Below are 20,283 nucleotides of genomic sequence, written 5' to 3' on the forward strand. Positions count from 1 at the left end.
GTGTCGAGAACGGAATTCGGATGACGGGATCGTTTTGCGCGGCGCAGCGTGCCGCCGCGGCAATCGGCCCGCAATCAGGAAGGCGTTGAAACACCATGGCGAAGAAGCTGAATCGCAATTTGATCGGGGGGTTGGCGTTGTTTGGGATGCTGCTGGTGGGCCTGGCGGGTTTTGCCCTGCTGCGCAGCCTGCCCGGGCACGACCCGAAGGTGTATGAATCGCAGGCGAAGGAACTCCAGGAGAAGGGCGAACTGGACCGCGCCGCGCAGACCTTTGTCCGGGCGTTTCAGCGCGATCCGCAGAAGAACCCCGAGTATCTGATCATGGCGGCCCGCTGTTACGAGGAGATGGGCCTTCTTCAGGAAGTGCGCCAACTCATCAGCGAGGCGCGGAAAAAGGACCCGATGCTCAAGTCGGCCCTGGAGATGAGCGTCGAGCTTGAGATGGAAGTCGCCAAGATGGTCGGCGGGACGATGTCCTGGACGCGGGTCAAGGAGGAGGCGGAAAAGCTTCTGGAGATCAACGCGCAAAGCCCGGCCGGCAAGGCGGCCTACGGCATCGCGCTGGGGAATCTTCGCGGCGACGACGAGCGGATGGCGGAACAGGCGCGAACCGCGTTGCGTGAGGCCTGGAAGATCGACCCCGGCAACGCGTCGGTGGTGGAGGCGCTGGTCATCGGCGAGATCGGCTCAACGCTGGCGAAGGTGACGGAACGGGACCGCGAGGAGAGCCGGCGGCTGGTGCAGGAGGGGGATGCGATCATTTCGCAGAGTCTGGCCGCCGTCACGGACAAATCGACGAAGGACTACAGCGCCCTGAAGCGGATGGAGGGGCTGTACAAGACGCTGACCGCCACGCTGCCGGGGATGCGGGATGACGCGCGGCTTGCGGAAGGCTTGTCGTTGCTCGAACAGCTCGCGTCAACGGACACGGTGAGTTGTGACGCGGCCCTGACGCTGGCCAATCTGAAGCTCGGGATTTCGGGCGCGAACCTGCCGCGCGATGTGGAGGGCGCCGAGCGGGCCATCCGCGCCGCGATGGAGCGGTTTCCCAGGGACGGTCGCCCGTATCTGATGCTGGGACAGATCCTTCAGATGAAGCGGTCCACCGAGCAGGATCCCGCCAAGCGAATGGCCATGATGGAGGCCGAGGCAAAAGTCTTTCAGGACGGCCTCGCCAACGTGCCGCGGGCCAAGGCCTTTAAGAAGCAGATGGACAACTTTTACCGCGCGTTGTATTTCCGCGAGTTGACCACCCAGGAGCTTGACAAGAGCCAATTGCCTGGCGCGAGCGAGGCCGATCGCAAAGCGGCGCTGGCGGCCGCGGAGGAATGGATCAACAAGCTCAAGGCCGAAGAAGACCCCCAATCGCTCGTGGTGCGCACCCTGACAGCGGCCCTCCTCAATGCGCGTGGCGATTATGTGCGTGCAACGGCCGAGGCGGAAGCGGCCGACCGGCTTCTGGGGGCTGCCCAGGATTTGCAGCTTCAGTTGCTGTTGGCGGATTTGTATTTTCGGCAGCAGCAATGGGGCAACGCCCGCAAGTCGCTGGAGCGGGCGTTGGCCACGCGGCGCGACATGCCGTTGATCTATATCCGGCTGGCCCAGGCGCATCTGGCCATGAACGACGCGACGACCGCGATACAGTATTTGAAAGTCACCAAGCCGGATTCGGTGCGAACCGCCCTGGAGACGTCTCAATTCGCGACGCAATTGCGCGTGGAGGCGTATCGCCAGTTGAATCAAATCGCATTGGCGGAGGAAGAGAACAAAAAGCTGACGGATGTGGGGCCGGAGAGCAAGCTGCGCGAGGCGCAGTTGTTGATCACCGCCAAGCGTTACAAGGACGCGGAGGACAAGCTGAAGGAGATCCTGAAGACCAGTCCGCCCGATGTGAGCGCGGCGCGGATGCTGGTGCAGATGTATCGCGACACGGAGCGCGAGGCCGACGCGCGGAAATTGGTGGACGAACTGGTCCGGGCGAACCCGGACCTGCGTGTGTTTCAGGGGATGAAAATCGCCCTTTCCACCTCGGACGAGGCGACGCGCGACGCGGAGATGATCGCGTTTATCGAGGGCGAAAAGGACGCGCTCACGCGCGAGACGATGCTGGCGGATTTTTACCTGTCACGGCAGAAGTGGGCCGACGCGATGAAGCGGCTCGATGCGGCCGAGGCGATACAGCCCAATAATCCCGGCGTCATCGATCGCCAGTTCCGCGCGGCCGTTCTCGCCGAGGACTGGGACCGCGCCAACAAGTACGTGTTGAAAGACGGCGAGCTCAATCTTGACGGCTCGGGCGGTCGCATTGCGCAGGGCCGCCTGGCGCTGGCGCGCGGCGAGACAGAGAAGGCGGTGGAGTTGATGCGCGCCGGCTTGGCGGCATTCCCCAGCAACAGCATGGGCTGGACCTTCCTGGCAGAGGCGTATATCGCGATGGGGAATCGGTCCGAAGCGCGAACGGCCCTGGCCCGCGCGCTGGAAGTGAACCCGACCAACGGATTTGCGAACCGGGCCATGGCGGAGTTGGCCCTGCGCGAGGGCGATGAAAAAACCGCCGAGAAGTATCTCGAGGCGGCGTCGCGTGTGATGCAGGACGAGCCGTGGGTCAAGCGCCAGGTTCAGATCATGAAAGAGCGGGACAATCCCGAACAGGGAATTGCCTCCCGCGAGCGCGTTCGCAAGGAAGACCCCAGGAACCTGGAGAACCTGGTGCTGCTGGCGCGATTGTACGCCAGCCCGAAGGTGGCGCAGTTTGACAAAGCGACCGAGGTCTATCGCGAGGCGCTGGAAGTGTCCAAGAACGATCTGTCGCTGGCGAGGGAGTTCGCGGCGTTTCTGGGCCGGGAGGACGTGAATCGCCCCGCCGAAGGCGACGCGCTGCTGGTCGGGCTGCTCCGCAATGCGGAGGGCGACCGGCCGCTGCAAGCGAAGATCTCCGTGGCGCTGGGTCAATTTTGCGAGTCCCAGAAGCAGTTCGCGACGGCGGACCGCCATTTCCGATTCGCGGTGGAGTGGGATCCTTCGCCGCCGATTTTGAACGCATGCGGCGAGTTCTACGCGCGGACCAATCGGCACAAGGAGGCAGCCGAGTATTACAAGCGTCTGTGTGATGTGGCCAAGGACGATGCGCGCGTCTTGCAGGAAACACGAGGCCGGCTCTGTGCGCTGTATCTTGCCATGGGCGATCTCGACGAGGCCAAGGTCAACATTGACGACTATGTAAAGCAGTACCCCAACGAAGCGCAGGGCTTGATTTACCTGGGCGCGTACCATCGCATCGGCGGCGACATTCAGAAGGCCAAAGAGGCGTTTGATCGGCTGCTGGAGAAACAACCGGACAACGCGACCGCGCTGTGGCAGCGCGGGCAACTCAACATGCTTCAGGGTCGATGGCAGCCCGCGATGGACGACCTGCTAAAGGCCAAGGCTTACAGCCCGCGGGAGTTCTTCTACCAGCATCGGATCATGCTGGCGAACGTGTTGCTGGAGATGGACCAGGGGGCCGCGGCCATCACCGAACTGAAATCCATTCTTTCGGATGATCCGGGCAACGAGCTGGCGATCCAGGCGCTGGTGGACGCCTACTGCACGATGCGCCCGCCGCGCTTCCAGGAAGCAGAGAATCTACTGCTAACGGTGATGCGCGAGCAGCCCAAAGAGTACCAGTGGCCGATGCTGCTGGGCCGCGTGGCAGAGCGCGAAGCCGCTGGCAAGTCCCCCGAAGAGATCCGGGAAGGCGCGAGGAAGGCGGCGAAGGCCTATGAGCAGGCGGCGGAGCTGTCACGATACCGCGCCGAGACGGTGAGCGCGCTGTTCCGCGTATGCAAGCATGCCGACAATCCCCAGGCGATTATTTCATACGCGGATTCGAAGTTGTCAACGCGGCTGCTGATGTCCATGCCGCCGGAGTTGGCAATGGTGGGCTGGGCCTACAGCCGGGTGGGACAGCGTGAGCGGTGCCTGGAAAAGTTTGACCAGGCGATGTCGGCGGCGGGTCAGGACTTCATCGTGTATAGCAAGGTGGTCAACGAAATGATCGGTGCCCTCGGCAAGGATGAAACGTTGAAGCGCGTGCGAGCACAAGCCGAGGCCAGCCCCGAGAACATCGACAAACAGAAGGCACTGGTTCACATGCTTCACGCGGACCAGAAGCCCGACGAGGCGATCGCCCTGTGTGACCGCATTTACAAGCAGGCGGTTCGAAACGAGGACAAGCTCTTCGCCCTGGTCGGCGCCGGCATGCTGCTGGAGCAACTCAAGCGGTACGACGAAGCCAAAACGAAATACGAAGAAGCGCTGAAGATCGATTCGAACGAGCCGACCGCGCTGAACAACCTGGCGTACCTGCTTGCGGACCGGATGAAGAAACCGGCCGAGGCGCTGCCCTATGCGGAACAAGCCAACCGCCTGCATCGACGGTCAAACGCCAATGTTCTGGATACCCTGGGTTGGATTCAGGCCGAGATGGGGCGGTTGCGGGAGGCGGCCGGCACCTTGCTCCGCGCTTTGGAGATCGATCGCGACAACATCGCGGCCCAATACCATTTGGGCGTCATTCACAAGCGGCTGGGTGAGCGCGAAGAGGCGATTGCCCGGCTGAAGTCCGCCAGGAAGGCCATCGAAAACCAGCGCAGCGACACCTTTGCCAAGGAGGTCGAGGCGGAATTGCGCGAACTGGAGGGTGGGACCGGTTCGTAGATGTTCCAGGGTACCTGCCGATGGGGCGGCGCAAAAAGCGCAGCCACCTTGCATGGGGGGCGCAAAAGCTGCCGGACCTCGGGGGGTGATTTTCAAAGCGCGAGCCGTTCGCTATTTGAACGGCACTGAATTGCGTCAAATGCCGATGTCAATCTGATGAGGGCGTCATCATGACCACGCTCACCGCCGCCAATCCGATTTATGGTGGCCGCTCCGCTCCAATGGCCCCCGCTCGCCCGAGCGCGCCGGGCGGCTCCGGTCTGACCGGAGCCGATGCCTGGCGAATCATTCGCCAGCGCCTTGTGATGATCATCATTCTCTGGGTGCTCTCGATCGGTGCAACCATCGGCGGGACGATCCTGTGGGCGAAGTACTATCCGACCTATCGTGCGGAAGCCCTGATCTGGGTGGAATCGATTGACCCCATCGACATCACCCGGCCGCTGGCGCGCGAATCACACATCCAGGAGGACGTGGTGACCCGCATGCTCCAGGATCAGGCGATGCTGGTCACCAGCGCGACGGTCCTGATCAAGGCGATCGAGGATCCCAAGCTGCGCGCGACCCAGTGGTGGCGCGAGGCGCAGGAGAAGGCGGCACGCAAGGGGGACGACGAAGTTGAGCTGCTGCGCGACATCCTCACGTCCACGCCGATTCGCGACACCAACTACATCCAGGTGACGGCATCGTGGCGCAACGCCGAAGACGTCAAGGAGATCGTGAACGCGGTCGTGCGCCGGTATGAGTCGACGATCCACGAGTTGCAGCGCGGCTCGATGAAGGAGCAGGCGGACTCCATTGATAAAGAGCTTCAGGCGGCACAGAAGCGATACGAGGCCCTGATTCGCCAGAAGGAGGAATTCCGGCGGTCGCAGGAGTTCTCGGCGCGGAGCGGCCAGGAGGTTGACGAGCGCGTCATGACCTTGACCGCGCTGGAGACCGAACTGGAAATGGAGACCACCCAGCGCGAAGCGCAGTACGACGCGCTGCGGGGCGCGCGGGCGGAGGATCTTCCCATCACGGAAGATATCCAGGCGCTGCTGGACGCTGACGCGAGCCTGATCCAGTTGGAGGCGCGCGTCCAGGAGCTGGACCAGATTCTGGCCTCCGCGCGCGAGCGCTACGGCGCGAATCATCGGACGATCAAGGATTTGGAGGCAAACCGGGCGGCGGCCGTCGAGCGCCTGATCAGCGAGACGAATACCAAGGCACTGCGGTTCAAGACGCAGCAATTGGAAATGGTCCGCCGCATGGCACTGGAAGCGCGCGACCAGTTGATGAGCATCCGGCAGACCAAGAAGGAAGCCATGGATGCCCAGAAGGATCGGGAAGCCAAGCTCAACGATTACGAACGGATAGAAGAAAAGGCGAAGCTGGAAGATGCGCAGGTCAAGCAGTTGACCGAGCGCAAAAACCAGCTTGAGCTGGCCGCCAATCAGCGCAAGACCGTCCGCATCGAAATCCGCCAGGAGGCGCGCACGCCGAAACGCATGTCGGCCCCGAAGTTTGAGCTGGTCATTCCTGCCGGCTGCATTCTCGGGCTGGCCGCAAGCATCGGCCTGGCGTTCCTGCTGGACATGACGGATAAGTCCGTGCGCACTCCGCGCGACGTGCTGCGCCAGCAGATCCCGGTTCTGGGCACCATCCCGACGACCGAAGACGACGAAATCGAAATCGAGCGGCCCGAGACGGCCGTGCTCGACGCCCCCCATTCGATCGTGGCGGAGGCGTTCAAGAATCTTCGAGCCAACCTGTTCTTCAGCGCGCCGGCCGAGCAGCAGAGCACGATCCTGGTGACCAGTCCGAGCGGCGGCAACGGAAAAACGACGGTCGCTTCGAATCTTGCGATTGCCATTGCGTTAACCGGGCGCCGCGTGCTCTTGATCGATGCGAATTTCCGCCGCGCAGGCCTGCCGCGCATCTTTTCCGGCATGCGTGCCGACGGCTTAAGCAACATCCTGATCGGCCAGGGGCACTTGGACGATTATGTGACGGCCTCGTCGGTTCCCGGCCTGGATCTCGTCAGTGCCGGGCCGATCCCGCCGAACCCCGCGGAGTTGCTCGGAAGCAGCTATCTGCGCGACATGTTGCTGGAAGCGCGAGCGCGGTACGACCAGATCATTTTGGACGGCCCGCCGGTGTTGCTGGTCAGCGATGCGATCGTGCTGTCGGGCGCGGTCGACGGCGTCATTCTGGTGTGTCAGTATCGTGCCACATCGCGCGGCGCGCTGCAACGCTCGCAGTCGCAATTGGATGCCGTGAACGCGAACATCTACGGTGCCGTGCTCAATCGCGTCGAATCGCGGGCCGGCGGCTACTTCCGAAAGAACTACCGCGAGTTCTACCAGTACAGCGAGCCGGACGAAGACGCCGCGGATCGCCCCAAGCTGGACGCCGCCGGCGCGGTCGCCGCAGCAACACAAGTGCCGGGGGAGGACTCCGCGGCGTCGCTTGGCATGGAGGCCGGCGAAGGCGGCGTTTCCATCGCGCAGCAGGCTACGGCGGATTCCGAACTGGGTCTCGGCGAGGACGCAACGGCTGCGACCGGCAGCGACGCACTGGACCGGGAGATCGCCAGCCTCGGCGCGGACCTTGAAAGCGGCGCGAACCTTTCCGGCGATTCAGAACTCGGCCTATCGCTCGATGAGCCGGGCGATGAAGACAAACCCGGCGACGAGCCGAACCCCGCGCGATAGACTATCCCTCGCGATTCAAGCGGTCGTTTGCGCCGCCCCATGAGGAGGCACGCCGCCGGGCGCGGATTCTTCGAATCACGTTCGGTTGATTTGAGTTTCCTGCCCGGCCCGCCCGGCGCGACCCGGGATGAATCGCCCGGTGAATCTGCGTGAAAGACTCCATCCAACTCGCCCGGCAGATCATCAACGAGCAATCCGACGCGCTTCGCGCACTGGCGGATTGCGTCGGCGAGCCGCTGCAACGCGCCGTGGAGCTCATCCGCGCGGCCCCCGACCCGACGATCGTGACCGGCATCGGCAAGAGCGGGCTGATCGCGCGCAAGATCGCCGCGACACTGGCCAGCACCGGCACGCCGGCGATGTTCATGCATCCCGTGGAGGGGGTGCATGGCGACCTCGGCGCGGTCGGCGCGAAATCGGTGCTGATCGCGCTGTCCAAGAGCGGCCACACCGAGGAGCTGGTCAAGTTTGTCGGCCACTTCCGCCGCGTGGGTGGGCACGTCATCTCGATCTGCGAATCGCCGGCCGGCGGACAAAAATCGCCACTTGTAGAATTGTCAGAGATTGTGCTGGCGCTGCCGGTGCGGCCGGAGGCGGGGCCGCTGGCGCTCGCGCCGACCACGAGCACCTTGATGATGCTTTCGCTGGGCGATGCGCTGGCGATGGCGCTGCTGGACGCGCGCGGCTTTGATGAAGCGGCGTTCGCGAGGTTCCATCCTGAAGGCAGCCTCGGGCGAAAGCTCTTGTTGCGGGCGGCCGACCTGATGCACGGCGGCAGCGAGATGCCGCGCGTTGAGTCAAACGTCTCATTCAACCATTTGCTGATGGAGATGACCGGCAAGCGGCTGGGCATGACGTGCGTCGTCGACGCAGGCGGCAAGCTGATCGGCGTGTTCACCGACGGCGACCTTCGACGCCTGCTCATGCGGTGCGAATCGCCCGGCAAGCTGTCCGCGCACGAAGCATGGCGGCAAAGCCGGCGCGATCCGAACGAGACACCGGTCAAATGCTCGACCGTGCCGCCGTCGATGCTGGCCGTCGATTGCCTGCGCATCATGCGCGAGAGCGAAATTACCGTGCTGGTTGTTTCGGAAGATGGCGACAGGCCCACAGGGATCATTCGGTTGCAGGATCTCGTCCGCGCGGGGTTGGGTTAGCCCGCAACAACGGCACATAAGGATCTGTCTCATAATGGCTTATAGTTGTCGGCCGCCTGTCTGTTGAGTAAAGGTGTTGCCCCCTTGACGCCTCACAAAGGCGAGCTATATTCTCATTGGAGAAAAGGTCCGGCGTGAGGGCAACAGCCGGGTCACTTGCTGCTGTGCCCGCTTGGCGAGGTTTGCCATGGGGTTTTTGAAAACGGCGGCGTTGCGAGTGGCTCCGCTCTTTTCCTTGCACCGGATTTTTTGTCGGCCGGTCGAAAATGGCCGGAAAACGGCGAAAAAAAGCCTGACAAATTCTCCAATAGTGGGGTTGACACGACAAATCGTTGTGTTACCTTGTGTTGCTCGGCACGGCGAACCCGTCACGGGTTTGAAGTGATCGGGGCCGGCAGCACGGCTGTCGGAACCGGCGGAAGCGCCGGGCGGTCGGGTCGGTTTCGTGCTGGCTGGGTCGCGCTGCTCTTTGACAAGTAAACAGAGATTGCCGCGAGAATGTGGGGCGTCTTTCGGGCTGCTATTCCCGGAGGAATGCCTTGATCCCACAACTCGGCCGCGTGGCGTCGGGGTTCACAGCCCGGCGTTTTGGTCGAGATTGGGTGTGCGGTCGGTTGCGAATCGCAGCCGGCTGTTTTTCAAATTCTCGTGAGCAGATGAGCGTTTGAGCCTTTAGTCGAATTCGACAGCCGCCGGGTGACCGGCGGATGTTGTTCGATAAGTAAAGTGAAGAGTTTGATCCTGGCTCAGAACGAACGCTGGCGGCGTGGCTAAGACATGCAAGTCGTACGATACACTTGTAGCAATATGAGTGTATAGTGGCGGACGGGTGAGTAATGAATAGGTAACGTACCCCGGGCACAGGGATAACGTCGGGCGCAAGCCCTTTGCGAAAGTGACGGTAATACCTGGTGATGTCAACGATGGGCATCCATTGTTGACCATAAGGTGGGGACCTTCGGGCCTACCGGCCTGGGAGCGGCCTATTTCCTATCAGCTAGTTGGTGAGGTAATGGCTCACCAAGGCGACGACGGGTAGCCGGACTGAGAGGTTGTTCGGCCACATCGGGACTGAGACACTGCCCGGACATCTACGGATGGCTGCAGTAACGAATATTCCGCAATGGGCGCAAGCCTGACGGAGCGACGCCGCGTGGAGGATGAAGTCCCTCGGGATGTAAACTCCTTTTAGGAAGCTGAAAGCAAGTCGGACGAACAATCCGGCGAGCGGATCTATTCCAGAAAAAGCCTCGGCTAAACCCGTGCCAGCAGCCGCGGTAATACGGGTGAGGCAAGCGTTGTTCGGAATCACTGGGCTTAAAGCGCGTGTAGGCGGCGAGGTAAGTACTTTGTGAAAGCCCTTCTCTCAAAGGAGGAATCGCTTGGTATACTGCCTTGCTTGAGGCAGGTAGGGGTGCTTGGAACTCTCGGTGGAGCGGTGAAATGCGTAGATATCGAGAGGAACGCCCGTGGCGAAAGCGGAGCACTGGGCCTGTCCTGACGCTGAGACGCGAAAGCGTGGGTAGCAAACGGGATTAGATACCCCGGTAGTCCACGCCGTAAACGATGCGCACTAGGTATGCACCACTCTGACGTGGTACGTGCCGAAACAAAAGCGATAAGTGCGCCGCCTGGGGAGTACGGCCGCAAGGCTAAAACTCAAAGGAATTGACGGGGGCTCACACAAGCGGTGGATGATGTGGCTCAATTCGAAGCAACGCGAAGAACCTTACCCGGGTTTGACATGCTGGAATTAGTTCTGTGAAAGCAGAATGACGCGGCTTGCCGTGGAGCCAGCACAGGTGCTGCATGGCTGTCGTCAGCTCGTGCTGTGAAGTGTCGGGTTAAGTCCCTTAACGAGCGAAACCCTTGTCGCTAGTTGCCAGCGCGTAATGGCGGGCACTTTAGCGAGACTGCCGGTGTTAAACCGGAGGAAGGTGGGGACGACGTCAAGTCCTCATGGCCTTTATGCCCGGGGTTGCACACGTCATACAATGGGATGGTACAAAGCGACGCGAGACCGCGAGGTGGAGCAAATCGCAGAAAACATCCCTCAGTTCGGATTGCAGGCTGCAACTCGCCTGCATGAAGCTGGAATCGCTAGTAATCGCGTATCAGCAATGACGCGGTGAATGTGTTCCTGAGCCTTGTACACACCGCCCGTCAAGTCATGGGAGCTGGTAGTACCCGAAGTCCGTTTAGCCAACCGCAAGGAGGCGACGGCCGACGGTAAGACCGGTGACTGGGACTAAGTCGTAACAAGGTAGCCGTAGGGGAACCTGCGGCTGGATCACCTCCTTTCTAGGGGATTCCTAGACGGATGCGACGCACGCCTTCGGGCCTGCCTCGCACCGAACAGGTCAGCACATTTTTGACATCGTCGATTTGGCGAAAGCCAACGCGGCGGTGGCGGCAGGTTGGAGACAACCCGCCCCGGCAATCTCTGTTTTCTTTTAATAACCAAAACGCCCGGTGCGCGAGCAATCGCCGCCGGGCGTTTTTGTTTTTTCTAACACCGAACTTCTTCGGTAAACATGGATTGAACGACGAAGCATCGCGCTTCAGGACGATTCCAGCAGCGCCCGGCCCTTGTCGCTGATCTCCCACACGCCGCGGGGCGAGTCGGCCTTCAGCAATCCGTCTTTGATCATGTAGTTCCGCGCCCACTGGGCCGCGTTACGCCAGCGTGGGTTGTCCGGGCCGCGGGCCAGCGGCTGATAGTCCACCTCCTTGAGCACCGGCTTCATCATCTCCCGCACCTGCTCCAGCACGTCGGCCACCTTCCCCGAGCCGCCCATACGTGCGAGCACCGTCAGGATGGGGCGGTAGTACGCCGCCTCCGGCGTGCGCACGCCCCTGCGGAGCTTGCCCAGGTTGCGGCGCGCGGACCGGGTTTCCTCGTCCTCGTCGCGTTCGGCCGCGGCGGCCAGCTCGTCCCACTCCCTGCGTAGCGCGGCGACGCGGTCGCGGAAAGCCGTCAGCACGCCGGCCCGTTCCAGGGCTTCCCGCGCACGATCGTAATCGCGCTTCTCGAACGCCCGGCTGCCGGCGCCGTTGACGAAGTCGATCTCGGCCTCAACTTCCTCCAGCAGGATCTCGAACGCCGACGACACGTTGGACGGGTTGTTCTCGATCATTGGATCCTCTCTTTCTCGACGTCGCGGTAGGCCTGCAAGGCGGCGTCCCTGACCTCCTGCTTGACCAGCGGGAAGGTCGTCAGGAGGAGTTTGAAGGGGACATTCTACTTTTCCGTCTCCTTTCTGGAGGGCCGGGGGGCGGCGAGGATTAGTTTGACAGCCGCCGATCGGGCTCGAACCGATGACCTGCGGTTTACAAAACCGGAGGGAGTCCTTATCGACACGCGACTTACACGAGCGCTTACCCTCTTTCTTACCGGATTCGCCGGAAGCCGCCTCCGAAGCTACCTCTCCCGCGATTGATGACGCGGACCTCACGCTGATCTGTCGTGCGTGGCCGTCGTTGCCGGAAGCCGTTCGAGCCGGGATCGTCGGCATGGTCCGGGCGTTCAGCGGGGCGGATGGCGAGGACACCGCGAGCAGGCAGCGAGACGGCGGCGAAGGCTGCTCGACAGCGGCTGGGGAGCAGGCATGATGGCGGGCGGGATCTTTTATCCCTGCGCGGAGCCGGGCTGCGGCGTGGCATCGCCGGAGCGGTACTGCGAGCGGCATCGCAAGCAGCGCCGAGGCACCACGCTGAAAGGTAGCCCCGCGCGGAGCGGCGGCGGACAAAGCGGGAAGGCGCTGGACGGCATCACGCGAGTCGTCGGCACGCGCGCCAGCGCTGCCCGGCGCGGCTACGGTCGGAGATGGCAGCGCCTTCGGCTCGTGGTCCTCAAACGCGATCCGGTCTGCCGCGCCTGCGGCAGGGCGGCGTCCACCGATGTCGATCACATCCTCCCCAAGCGCGCGGGCGGGCCGGACACGCTGGAGAACCTCCAGGGCCTCTGCGGGCCGTGCCACAGCCGCAAGACGGCATCGGGCCGGTAGGGCTTCACACGCAACCTGCGCATCGGGTGAATCAAGCAAGTCAACACGCGGACGAGAAGGACATCGAGCGAGATTGCTAGTGTGCGATCGCTTGCGCCAGATTGTTCGCGCGCGATGAACTTCAGGCGATGCATACGCGCAGGAAGGCGACACGCAGCGCACGTCGATGACGCAGGGTGCATTAAGACGACCGTCGGCGCATGACGATGACACGCAGGAGTGTCCACGCCCCCGGAGGGGGGTGTCGAATCTCTAGCACTGAACCTCCGTGGACCGTCCCCCCAGTAGCGCATTTTTTTCCGCGAAATTCCCCTGGGGGGGGCAGATTTTTCTCGCTTCGCGTCGACGCCGAACGTATAATTGTCGCGTTGCTTTTCACGCGCGGCGAATCGGGCCGAAGCACTGCTGCATTCCGTTGAACTCTTGTCCGTGACAGCGTGACACGTGACACAACTCCAAGGATGGAGACCATGAAGATCAAGGACCGGATCACGGGACTGAAGCGCATCAAGGCCGCGGACCTGCGGCCGCATCCCCAGAACTGGCGCATCCACACGCAAGCGCAGCGCGAGGCCTTGCAGGGGATTCTCTGCGAGGTCGGCTACGCCGATGCGCTGATCGCACGGCAGTTGCCCGACAAGACCTATCAATTGCTCGATGGCCATCTCCGCGCCGAGACGACGCCGAATACGCGCGTGCCGGTGCTGGTCGTGGACTTGAATGACGACGAAGCCGCAAAGCTGCTGGCCTCGCTCGATTCATTGGCAGCAATGGCCGGCAGCGACCCAACGCAGTTGGATGCCCTGCTTGCCGGGTTGAAGACCGACAGCGCGGCCCTGTCAGCGATGTGGGAAGGCATGACGTCGAAGGTGGCTGAGGCGATCGCTCCGGCGGAGTTCAAGGAAATCGATGAATCCCTTGAAACCGCCTACTGCTGCCCGAAGTGCGGCTACCGGTGGAGCGGCTCGCCGGGCGGGGTGAGTGATGACGCAAACGGTGAAGCCCATGAAGGCAACTAAACAGCGCGCGACATCGCGACCCACGCAGATTGCGACACGGAGGCTTGCGCGTCGTGCTGCGCCGTCGAGCTCTGCCGAGCCCGCGAGGCGCTCAATCTCCGCGGCGATGGTGAAGCCGCCCTACCGCGTGCCGTCGATGGCCGAGATTGCGGCGGTGCCGGACAGCGGCTATCGCGCCATCTCGCTCTTCGCTGGCTGCGGCGGCAGTTGCCTCGGCTATCGGATGGCGGGCATTCGCGTGATCTGGGCCAACGAGTTCATTCCGGCCGCACGCGAGACTTACGCAGCCAACCATCCCGGCGCGGTGATGGATGCGCGCGACATTCGGATGATCAAGCCGGAGGAAGTGCTTTCGGCCATCGGCATGAGGGCGGGCGAGTTGGACCTGCTGGATGGCTCGCCGCCGTGTGCTTCGTTCAGCACGGCCGGCAACCGCGCGGAGGACTGGGGCAAGGTCAAGAAGTACAGCGACACCCAGCAGCGCGCCGATGACCTCTTCCACGAATACGCGCGCCTGCTCAAGGGGATCCAACCAAAGGTCTTCGTCGCCGAGAACGTCAGCGGGTTGGTGAAGGGAGTGGCCAAGGGCTACTACCTTGAAGTGCTCGCAGCGCTCAAAGCCTGCGGCTATCGCGTGGCGTCCCGCTTGCTCGATGCGCAGTGGCTGGGCGTGCCGCAGGCGCGCCAGCGGCTGATCTTCATCGGCGTGCGGAATGATTTGGGAATGGACCCCGTGTTCCCAAAACCGCTGCCCTATCGCTACAGCGTGCGCGAAGCGCTGCCGTGGATTGTGCGTGGCAAGTATGGCGCGAACTGGCGAACTGCCGATGCGCCCAGCCCGACCGTCTCGGCGTCGATGGCGCGGAATCCGGCGAACAACACGCAGGGGCTGGAACTGGTCGAGGCGATGCGCGGCGGTACGCGCCTGATCCACGACACGCGCGGCAACCGGCCGGCGAAGGACTTCACCGATGGGCCCTGCCCGACAATCACCGTCGGCGTCGATGGCTGCAACTCGTATCACTACCAGGTCGTCACGCCGCGCGAGTCAGGCGAACTCACCGCGCCGCACGTCGAATCCGAGAGCGACATCACCGGCTACGCCATCGGCAAGGAGTGGGATCGCCTCGGGGCGGGCCAGAAGGGGCGTTACCTCAACTTCATCAAGCCGCGCATCGACCGGCCGTGCCCGACCGTCACGCAGACCGGCGGCATCACCGGCGCTGCGAGCGTGGTCCATCCGACCGAGCGGCGCAAATTCAGCATCGCGGAGCTCAAGCGCCTCTGCGGCTTCCCGGATGACTTTCAATTGACCGGCAGCTACGCCCAGCAATGGGAGCGGCTCGGGCGGGCTGTGCCGCCGGTGATGATGTCTCACATTGCCCGAGCCGTCAGGGATGGAATCCTATGCAAACGGAAGTAATTCCTATCACACAAGCGCCCCCAACGACTCCGCGCGCGTTCAGCGACAGCAACTCGACCGCGTGCGCCACGATAGAGCCATCGCCAACACCCGAAGCGCCGCAGCGCAGCGACGTCAACGTGCCCGAGGCGATTGACCACGTTCAAGCTGACGGCCGCTGGTCGTTTAACGAGGAAGTCGCCCGCGTCTTTGATGACATGCTGGCCCGGTCGATTCCGCAGTATGACGTCATGCGCAAGGCCGTGTTCGATGTCGGCTGCCGGTATGTCCAACCGGGGACGGCCATCGTGGACCTGGGCTGTTCGCGCGGGGAAGCGCTCGCGCCGTTCATCGACCGGTTCGGGGCGCTGAACCGGTTCCTCGGCGTCGAGGTCTCGGCCCCGATGCTGGCGGCCTGCCGCCATCGGTTCAAGGGCTACATCGACTGCGGGGTGGTGGACATCCGTGACCTGGACCTTCGCAAGAGCTATCCACCGGTCGCCGCGAGCCTGACGTTGTGCGTGCTCACGCTCCAGTTCATTCCCATCGAGCATCGTGCGCGCGTGCTGCGCGACATGTATGACCGGACGGTCAAGGGTGGGGCGGTGATCCTCGTCGAGAAGGTGCTCGGCTCCTCGGCCGGGGTCGATGGCCTGTTGACTGAGGAGTATTACCGTCTCAAGGCCGCGCACGGCTATTCGTGCGAGGAGATCGAACGCAAGAAGGCGGCGCTGGAGGGCGTGCTGGTGCCGGTGGCTGCCAAGTGGAACGAAGACCTGCTCCACAGCGCGGGCTTCGGTCAGGTCGAGTGCTTCTGGCGGTGGATGAACTTCGCGGCGTGGGTGGCGGTGAAGTGAGTGGGATTGACGTTGTCGCTACACCGCGCGAAGCGATCCGGCGCGAGGGGACGCACCGCCATCTCGTGGCGCTTGGCGCGGCCGATGGAGCCTGACCATGCGCGGCCGCAAACCCATCCCGACGGCGATCAAGCGGGCGCGCGGCAATCCCGGCAAGCGGCCGCTGAACGACAACGAGCCCCAGCCAGCGCGGGCGATCCCGTTGTGTCCGGAGTTCCTCGATGAGGCGGCGCGCGGCGAGTGGCAGCGCGTGACGGTGCTGCTGGACCGAAGTGGCATCTTGAGCGAGATCGACGGAACTTTGCTCGCGGGTTACTGCCAGGCCTACAGCCGATGGCAGTACGCCGAGCGGCAGTTGCAGAAGTACGGGCCGGTGGTGCTCTCGCCGGACAAAAAGTTCCCGCTGCCCAGCCCGTACCTTGCGATCGCTAACAAGGCGCTGGAGCAGATGCACAAGTTCTGCGTCGAGTACGGCATGACGCCCAGCAGCCGCAGCCGGGTCACGACCGTCCCGCGGCGCGTGAGCAATCCGGAGGATCCGAAGAATCGGTTCTTTCCGACGTGAAGTGGATGGCAATGCATTGGCATAGCATGGTGTAGTTGCATGCACCAAGAGCAGAATCGATGAGTGATTGAAGGCACGCCAAGGGAGGGTCCTAGTCATGGCGCAACAGCGCAAGCCCGATGAACTGGACAGCATCATTCAATCGAGCCTCTTGGAATTCGCCGAGTGGATTGACCATCACGCATGGTTCGGGCGTGAGAAGGAAGCCGTGAGCCTCTATGTGCTTGGTTTCTTGCAGAAGCATTGTCGTCCGCGAACCATCCTGTCCGACGCCACACAAATCGGAATTGAAGTAGCCGTGCCGCAGATAGGCGACTCGGGGACAAGGCGAAGGTGCATGTCAACAAAGACCTAGTGATTTGGGGTAAGCCTGGCATGACGTGCTGGGACCGAATGCCTGCGCCAGACGAAAAGCTAGTGCCGAAAAACTGGCCGCTGCGAATCATCGAGTGGAAACGAGCCAAGTCGCACCGCGATGCGAGACGGGACTGCGAGTGGCTGCTAGATTTCTGTCGGCGCGCTCCGAAGTCGTTCTGCGGCTATTCCGTAGTGCTTGGCGCTGGCCAGGGTGAGGAGCGCATTCACTGTACTCGCGTCAGTCGTGACACCGTGCAGGAGAACTGGATTTGACCGTGGCTGACGCCGCGGCGCAATGATACGGCGATCCGCTGTGGGCAGGCACCGCTCCGTTCGCTCCGCTCACTGCGCTCCGCCCGCCCACAGCGTGTGCTGTGAACGGTGTTGGACTAACATAACAGGTGGACTAGGCCCTGTCTGAAAACTGAGTCATGCGAAGACATCGCTCGATCATGGCGAGTTTGAGCATCGCCAGGAAGCTGATGGCCAGCTTCTCGAATCGCATGGCGATGCGGCGACATTCCTTCAGCCAGCCCACGCAGCACTCGATGGTCGATCGTCTCCGATAGGCGCGGCGGTCAAAGTCCATTGGAATGCCGCGATGCCGCTGGCGCTGGTCCTCGCGCTGCGGAATCACCGGCTTGATCCGGCAGGCCCGCAGCCAGTCACGCACGCGCGGATAGCTGTATCCCTTGTCGCCGGCCAGACGCCGCGGACGTTGGCGCGGACGGCCCAGCGGCTGCGGAATCGCAATCCCGTTCATCACCGATTCGACCCGCGTCGATTCGTGAACCTGTCCGGCCGTCACCTCGGCGGTCAGCGGCAGGCCGCCACCGTCAGTGACCAGATGGAACTTGCTCCCGAATCCGCCGCGGCTGCGGCCCAATGCGTGGTCTTCCGGCTCCTCGGCGTGGCGTTCGAGACTTTTTTGTCAGCTCCGCCCGCGCAGCGCGCGGCCCGCACGTTCGAGCCATCCACGCACCACAGGTCCCAGTCAATTCGGCCGTCGCGGTCGAGCCGAATCTGCAACGCCCGCAAGACTTGGTCAAACACACCCGCGCTCCGCCAGTTCCGGAAGTAGTCGTACACCGTTTGCCACGGGCCGAACCGCTCCGGCAGATCACGCCAGGGTGCCCCGGTACGCAGAATCCAGAGCATGCCATTCAACATCGTCCGGGGATCGCGCGGCCGTCTCCCGACCGACGCCGCCTTTCGCGGTATCAGGGCTCTCACGAACTCCCACTGGTCATCCGTGACCTCGTGCCGTTTCATGCGTCAACCTCCTGTCGACGCTCCTTCTATCGACCGATTCCTGCATTTTCAGACAGAGCCTAATCCCCCTGCGGGGTTCGGGACCGTCTGACGCACGCGAGTGCGGCAGCGGCCCGTTCAACGCCAGCCCGGGCAGGGAGCTTGTCTGCGGTGACGCAGGCGACCGGCGCGATGATAAGCGTCGGCATTCCGTTTCAAGCGGCGGATGGTGAAAAGCTCAACTGCGAAAGGCGGGAAACCGCTTCTGGGTGAGATCGATCGGAGACGTGCCGAACTGCGATAGAAAGACCTTCGCTGACGGGTAAGGGGAGCTTCTAGATTCGTACCCCGAAATCGTTCGCCAACCTGGTGGACGAAACGATGTCGATGGTGGAAACCGTCGGCATACAGCGATGTGAGCAACCCATGCGGGAGAGACGCACATGGTGCTTCCAGGTCAAGCGACGTGAACGATCGATTGGAGACTGGTTCTAACCGGGGAAGGGCTCTGGCAGCCGGGGTGATGCCCGGTGCCCGCGTAATGTCACGCGGGTGCTTAAAACGCCGGAGTCTGGGAGCGGGGCCTCAGTAGGAGCACGCGGAAGCGTGGTGGCAAAGCGGCAAGGCAGTCGCGATGCCGTTCGAGTGCCAACGGGTGGTGCCGGGCACAAGATCGACGACGAAAGGGCCGACGAGCAATTTCCCATGTTTGCAGACGTGTCGGTGCGGCGCCGGGGCAGGAAAGATCCGCCCCGGCCCGCTATCGATGGGTCGGAAGACAGCCAATGCGGTCAAACGAGGACCCTCGGGAGAGGGCCGTCGTTTGGCAGCAGAATGACGATCCACAGACGGGGTGTACCCGCCAATGGATCGACGGTTTTTGCCCGCAACCGCTATGCGAACACGGTTGCGATGATCGTCGTGCGAGGCACGCCGATTTCCGGAATGAAGTCGGGAACTTGTGTGCATGAAGCACAACGATGAATGCGTGTTGCTACGTGTTGAGCAACTGCAATGAATGAATCTAGCGCGGGCTGCGTAAGCGGTGAAGTCGCAGGCGATGGAGCGACCAAATGCCTTATTGCGCGAGCACGGGCCGATTCAGACAAAGCAGGACTCACACGTAGCAAGCGAGGTAGTTCGTCGAAAGGAGGTGGTTTTCCGCGCGCTGAGCCGGGACATGCGGGGCGACCCGCAGGCACGGCGTGGAAGAGGATTTGGTTTCGAGCGAAAGGAGGTGATTCACATGGGTTGGTGGCGCACGGGGAGCGGCGGGGTCATCGGCGACAGTCCGGCTGACATCATCGACGAATTCGATGAGCGATGTTGGCCGGAAACGTCGAACATCCCGCCCGACGTGCGGGCGCGCATCGTGGCGTGCTATCAAGAGGATTGTGGCAGGGAGCCGACCGAGCAGGAACTCCGCGAACTGCTGGAGTTCTGCGGGCCGGGTCTGAAGGAGGATTGACGCTTGAACGAAAGGAGGTTTTCAAACGGCTTCGCGGGTTGTGCCAGAACAACCCGCCATTTTGAAGGAGGAAGGGAACGTATGGAATATCGGTGCGTAGCGACATCTGTCGCAGGCTTCGTCCAGCAGCTTGCCGTCGCGTACATCACACACGGCTACTGGTTCTATGTCGCTGGGGAGATTCCGGAGGGCAAAGATCCGGACGCCATCGATGCGAAGCTGATTGACCGGTACGGTATCGCCATGTCAAAGTGGGCGCGCTGCCGGCGAAAGAAGCAAGGCCTGGCGAACATGCAATACCTGCGGCACGAGCGATTCTTCGTGCTTCTGGCGACGAAGGGCTGGCACGAGTTCTTTGAGCGAGAGAATGCGTCAATTCGCGATGTGCGCCGTGCGCCGATTAAATTCGCCAGCTACAGTATCGGATGCCGTAAGGGGCGTGATGGGCAGTGGCATGCATCGGTGAGAATCTCGCCTGACCGTTACGAAGAGATCCGCCGTGTGGCAGTATCGGCTGTTTCTCGCGGCGACGTGGTGGCCGTCGACACAATGATCAGGTCGTTCATGTTTCCACGTTGTGCCACTATTCGCCGACAACTCGCGCAATTGGTCACAACGGTGAATCGGCATCGAAGAATCGCAGGACGGGAGATCATTTCGACAATCCATCAAGTAGGCGTGAATTGATGCTTGGCTCGATTTGGCCAAAATACACAAGACATAGATCAAATTTTTGGTGATCATAAACACTTGATACATAATAGTTACTGATCGCAATATAGCATGTGCAGTACCAATCTTATA

At 62.4% G+C, this 20,283-nt stretch carries 12 protein-coding genes, 1 rRNA gene and 1 pseudogene; 12 read left to right on the top strand and 2 right to left on the bottom strand.

Annotated features, from left to right (window positions below):
- The first annotated feature begins 95 nt into the window (after nucleotides 1-95).
- The 4 genes from HRU71_09180 to HRU71_09195 all read left to right on the top strand — a co-directional run bounded on the left by HRU71_09180 (nucleotide 96) and on the right by HRU71_09195 (nucleotide 10,860).
- Nucleotides 96-4,700 (top strand): tetratricopeptide repeat protein, encoded by a 4,605-nt coding sequence (locus HRU71_09180; GenBank protein ID QOJ03650.1) that lies wholly within the window; start codon nucleotides 96-98, stop codon nucleotides 4,698-4,700.
- 170 nt (nucleotides 4,701-4,870) lie between these two features.
- A complete protein-coding gene (locus tag HRU71_09185; protein ID QOJ03651.1) occupies nucleotides 4,871-7,396 on the top strand; it encodes a polysaccharide biosynthesis tyrosine autokinase in 2,526 nt (841 codons plus the stop codon).
- A 149-nt stretch (nucleotides 7,397-7,545) separates the two neighbouring features.
- Complete coding sequence (locus HRU71_09190) at nucleotides 7,546-8,553, top strand: KpsF/GutQ family sugar-phosphate isomerase (protein ID QOJ03652.1); 1,008 nt, start codon at nucleotides 7,546-7,548, stop codon at nucleotides 8,551-8,553.
- A gap of 723 nt (nucleotides 8,554-9,276) precedes the next feature.
- Nucleotides 9,277-10,860 (top strand): 16S ribosomal RNA (locus HRU71_09195).
- 254 nt (nucleotides 10,861-11,114) lie between these two features.
- Here HRU71_09195 and HRU71_09200 read toward each other — a convergent pair.
- A complete protein-coding gene (locus tag HRU71_09200) occupies nucleotides 11,115-11,690 on the bottom strand; it encodes a hypothetical protein (GenBank protein ID QOJ03653.1) in 576 nt (191 codons plus the stop codon).
- Nucleotides 11,691-12,398: 708 nt separating this feature from the next.
- Here HRU71_09200 and HRU71_09205 point away from each other — a divergent pair.
- The 6 genes from HRU71_09205 (at nucleotide 12,399) to HRU71_09230 (ending at nucleotide 16,758) form a co-directional block, all read left to right on the top strand.
- A complete protein-coding gene (locus tag HRU71_09205) occupies nucleotides 12,399-12,560 on the top strand; it encodes an HNH endonuclease (GenBank protein ID QOJ04970.1) in 162 nt (53 codons plus the stop codon).
- Nucleotides 12,561-13,030: 470 nt separating this feature from the next.
- On the top strand, nucleotides 13,031-13,579 hold the full coding sequence (locus HRU71_09210) for a hypothetical protein (protein ID QOJ03654.1): 549 nt from the start codon (nucleotides 13,031-13,033) through the stop codon (nucleotides 13,577-13,579).
- A 106-nt stretch (nucleotides 13,580-13,685) separates the two neighbouring features.
- Nucleotides 13,686-15,002: a DNA cytosine methyltransferase gene (locus HRU71_09215; GenBank protein ID QOJ03655.1), complete on the top strand. Its 1,317-nt coding sequence runs from the start codon at nucleotides 13,686-13,688 to the stop codon at nucleotides 15,000-15,002.
- A complete protein-coding gene (locus tag HRU71_09220) occupies nucleotides 14,987-15,838 on the top strand; it encodes a methyltransferase domain-containing protein (protein QOJ03656.1) in 852 nt (283 codons plus the stop codon). Before HRU71_09215 ends, HRU71_09220 begins: the two co-directional genes overlap by 16 nt.
- Before the next feature lie 97 nt (nucleotides 15,839-15,935).
- Entirely contained in the window at nucleotides 15,936-16,403 is a 468-nt protein-coding gene (locus HRU71_09225) for a phage terminase small subunit P27 family (GenBank protein QOJ03657.1), read from the top strand.
- 97 nt (nucleotides 16,404-16,500) lie between these two features.
- Nucleotides 16,501-16,758, top strand: a complete 258-nt coding sequence (locus tag HRU71_09230; protein ID QOJ03658.1) for a hypothetical protein — start codon at nucleotides 16,501-16,503, stop codon at nucleotides 16,756-16,758.
- A 408-nt stretch (nucleotides 16,759-17,166) separates the two neighbouring features.
- Here HRU71_09230 and HRU71_09235 read toward each other — a convergent pair.
- Nucleotides 17,167-18,032, bottom strand: a pseudogene (locus tag HRU71_09235) (IS5 family transposase).
- Between the two features lie 1,225 nt (nucleotides 18,033-19,257).
- On the opposite strand from HRU71_09235, the gene HRU71_09240 reads away from it, so the two are divergent.
- Nucleotides 19,258-19,479: a hypothetical protein gene (locus HRU71_09240; GenBank protein QOJ03659.1), complete on the top strand. Its 222-nt coding sequence runs from the start codon at nucleotides 19,258-19,260 to the stop codon at nucleotides 19,477-19,479.
- 81 nt (nucleotides 19,480-19,560) lie between these two features.
- Nucleotides 19,561-20,166, top strand: a complete 606-nt coding sequence (locus HRU71_09245; GenBank protein ID QOJ03660.1) for a hypothetical protein — start codon at nucleotides 19,561-19,563, stop codon at nucleotides 20,164-20,166.
- Nucleotides 20,167-20,283 lie beyond the last annotated feature (117 nt).

The organism is Planctomycetia bacterium (assembly GCA_015200345.1).
GTDB lineage: Bacteria > Planctomycetota > Phycisphaerae > UBA1845 > UTPLA1 > PLA3.

Bases quoted from the DNA above. Each gene is read 5' to 3' on its own strand.
- HRU71_09180 (QOJ03650.1), top strand. From the start codon at position 96: ATGGCGAAGAAGCTGAATCGCAATTTGATCGGGGGGTTGGCGTTGTTT.
- HRU71_09185 (QOJ03651.1), top strand. From the start codon at position 4,871: ATGACCACGCTCACCGCCGCCAATCCGATTTATGGTGGCCGCTCCGCT.
- HRU71_09200 (QOJ03653.1), bottom strand. From the start codon at position 11,690: ATGATCGAGAACAACCCGTCCAACGTGTCGTCGGCGTTCGAGATCCTG.
- HRU71_09210 (QOJ03654.1), top strand. From the start codon at position 13,031: ATGAAGATCAAGGACCGGATCACGGGACTGAAGCGCATCAAGGCCGCG.
- HRU71_09215 (QOJ03655.1), top strand. From the start codon at position 13,686: ATGGTGAAGCCGCCCTACCGCGTGCCGTCGATGGCCGAGATTGCGGCG.
- HRU71_09220 (QOJ03656.1), top strand. From the start codon at position 14,987: ATGCAAACGGAAGTAATTCCTATCACACAAGCGCCCCCAACGACTCCG.
- HRU71_09225 (QOJ03657.1), top strand. From the start codon at position 15,936: ATGCGCGGCCGCAAACCCATCCCGACGGCGATCAAGCGGGCGCGCGGC.
- HRU71_09230 (QOJ03658.1), top strand. From the start codon at position 16,501: ATGGCGCAACAGCGCAAGCCCGATGAACTGGACAGCATCATTCAATCG.
- HRU71_09240 (QOJ03659.1), top strand. From the start codon at position 19,258: ATGGGTTGGTGGCGCACGGGGAGCGGCGGGGTCATCGGCGACAGTCCG.
- HRU71_09245 (QOJ03660.1), top strand. From the start codon at position 19,561: ATGGAATATCGGTGCGTAGCGACATCTGTCGCAGGCTTCGTCCAGCAG.